The organism is Terrisporobacter muris (assembly GCF_024621905.1).
Lineage (GTDB): Bacteria > Bacillota > Clostridia > Peptostreptococcales > Peptostreptococcaceae > Terrisporobacter > Terrisporobacter muris.
This window is the reverse complement of the sequence record NZ_JANKBY010000459.1, coordinates 1-2251: the sequence shown is the minus strand read 5'-3', so window position 1 is coordinate 2251 and position 2251 is coordinate 1. Positions and strand designations below refer to the sequence as shown.

The window sequence follows — 2251 nt, the reverse complement described above, 5'->3', positions numbered from 1 at the left end:
ATACTGAGGATAGCCTAATAATGTATATAACAATAGGATTTTCCTTAATTGTTATAATAGGATTTTTTATTTATGACAAAATTTTTGAAAATTATATGATTGAAATACTTGAGAAACTATCAGACATGATATCTACCATAAGTGATTTAAGAGAAAAAGAAGTTTTTACAATGATAGATGATTCGATGTTTTCAAAACTACAACACCAAACTATAAAACTAACAAAAGTATTACAGTCACAAAATAAGCGAATTGAAAAAGATAAAAATGAGATAAAAACATTGATTTCTGATATCGCTCATCAATTAAAAACTCCTCTAGCAAATATGAAAATGTATAGTGAATTTTTACAAGATGAAAATTTAACAAAAGAAGAGCAAGAAGAATTTAATAAAATTATACTTTTATCATTAGATAAGCTTTGTTTTTTGGTGGAAAGCATGATAAAAATGTCTAGATTAGAAAGTTCAGTGATTAGTATTAAACCTAAGCTTAGCGATTTGAATGATACAGTTATTTTAGCTATTTCTCAACTTCATAAAAAAGCTGGGCTGAAAAATATTCATATTAACTTTGAAGAAAAAGATAAAGTTAATATATATCACGATAAAAAATGGACTTGTGAAGCTATTTTTAACATAATAGAAAATGCCATAAAGTATTCGCCTTCAAATACTGTTATAAATATTGTTATTGAGAAATATGAAATTTTCACAAAGATAGATATTAAAGATGAAGGAAGAGGGATATCAGAAGAAGAGATACCTAAAATATTTTCTAGATTTTATAGAGGTAAAAACGTATCAGAGGAGGAAGGTATAGGTATAGGCCTTTATTTAAGTAGAGAAATTATTAAGAAAGAAAATGGATACATAAAAGTATTATCTACGGAAGAAGGTAGTACTTTTTCTGTATTTTTACCAAATGATTATATAATAGGAAAATCAGATAAAAACTAAGATAATCTTAGGATTTATCTGATTTTTTTAATTTGTTATATTTCATAAAAGTAGGTATATTAACAGCTATAACTATTATGGCTATTAGAATTAATAATAGGGCGAAAGTTGCATCTGTGGACCCTTTAGGAGAAAACAAAATATTTAATATTCCAAAAGAAATTAATGCTATAACTACTAAAAATCTGAAAATTAATATCTTCCTAAAATAATAAATTTTAAATTGAACATTAGAAAATAAACTAAATTTACCAAGCATTCTTTTTCTTCTAAAAAAAACCCAATTTCTGTAGTGACACACATATTCAACATTCCACTCATCTTCTAAATAATTAAGAAAGTCCTCCTGATTGGGAGAAGAGGGAAGATTTTCAATCAATTCAAGAAAATAATAATATTCATTGGGAATACATTTTTCAAAATTATATCTGCAAAATTTAAAATTTTTTAAAGCATAACCCTTTGAGCACATGTTGTTTATCCATTCTTCTTCTTTCTCATACTCGCCAAGGGCAAAGAATTTATAGATGATCATAATAATCCTCCAATTACAATTTAATATATTATATAACTTTTACTCATTTTATATAATAAGTATAGAACCATATTTAGCATATGTTAAGTAGAAATAATTTAATTTCTAAATTAAAATAAAGACATTTATTGTGCAATGATTTAAAATTATAATATAGTTTCAGGAGGTAGCGTTTATAAACAAACAGGGAGGATAGTTATGATTTGTAGAAAATGTGGAGCTGTAATTAAACATAATGAAGAGTACTGTAGGAAATGTGGTGCATTAGTAATTAATTTTAAACAAGTTGAAAATAAGAATTTAAAAAATCTATGTGTTGAAAATAACGCGAAGGGAAAATGGCAAGCATTTATAAATAGAATTAGTAATAAAGAGGCAAAAGCTCATAAAGTAGAAGAAGCTAACAAACACAATTTAGATATAAATAATTTAGGAAGTTTAGTGAATAAATATAATAAAGTGGTGAAAAATACATTGTCTGAGAATAATAGTATAAAAGGAAAAAATATTAACCTTGATAAGGATTTTTCAGATGATATAGGTGATATTATAAAAAATCTTTTTAAATTATAGTATAAATATTTAAGTATTTTCGTCATAAATAATGATCTGAAAATGATTTAATTTATAAAAATAGAGAATAATAAACTAAAAGTATTGATAAGATAATCAATACTTTTTTTATGAATAAAAAAGGACAAGATTTTACGACAGGCTTAGATTATGTTATTTTCGCAAAAATTAAGAAAATTTAAAT

Annotated in this window: 3 protein-coding genes; 2 read left to right on the top strand and 1 reads right to left on the bottom strand. The window is 24.3% G+C overall.

Going from position 1 to position 2251, the window contains the following annotated elements; translation table 11 throughout:
- A partial coding sequence (locus NSA58_RS19170) for a sensor histidine kinase (protein ID WP_257560865.1) occupies window positions 1-959 on the top strand: 959 nt, incomplete at its 5' end.
- A 7-nt stretch (window positions 960-966) separates the two neighbouring features.
- On the opposite strand, the gene NSA58_RS19165 is transcribed toward NSA58_RS19170, so the two are convergent.
- Complete coding sequence (locus tag NSA58_RS19165; RefSeq protein ID WP_257560864.1) at window positions 967-1494, bottom strand: DUF2812 domain-containing protein; 528 nt, start codon at window positions 1492-1494, stop codon at window positions 967-969.
- A 198-nt stretch (window positions 1495-1692) separates the two neighbouring features.
- Here NSA58_RS19165 and NSA58_RS19160 point away from each other — a divergent pair, with 198 nt between their 5' ends.
- Complete coding sequence (locus tag NSA58_RS19160; RefSeq protein ID WP_074080104.1) at window positions 1693-2067, top strand: hypothetical protein; 375 nt, start codon at window positions 1693-1695, stop codon at window positions 2065-2067.
- The last annotated feature ends 184 nt before the right edge of the window (window positions 2068-2251 follow it).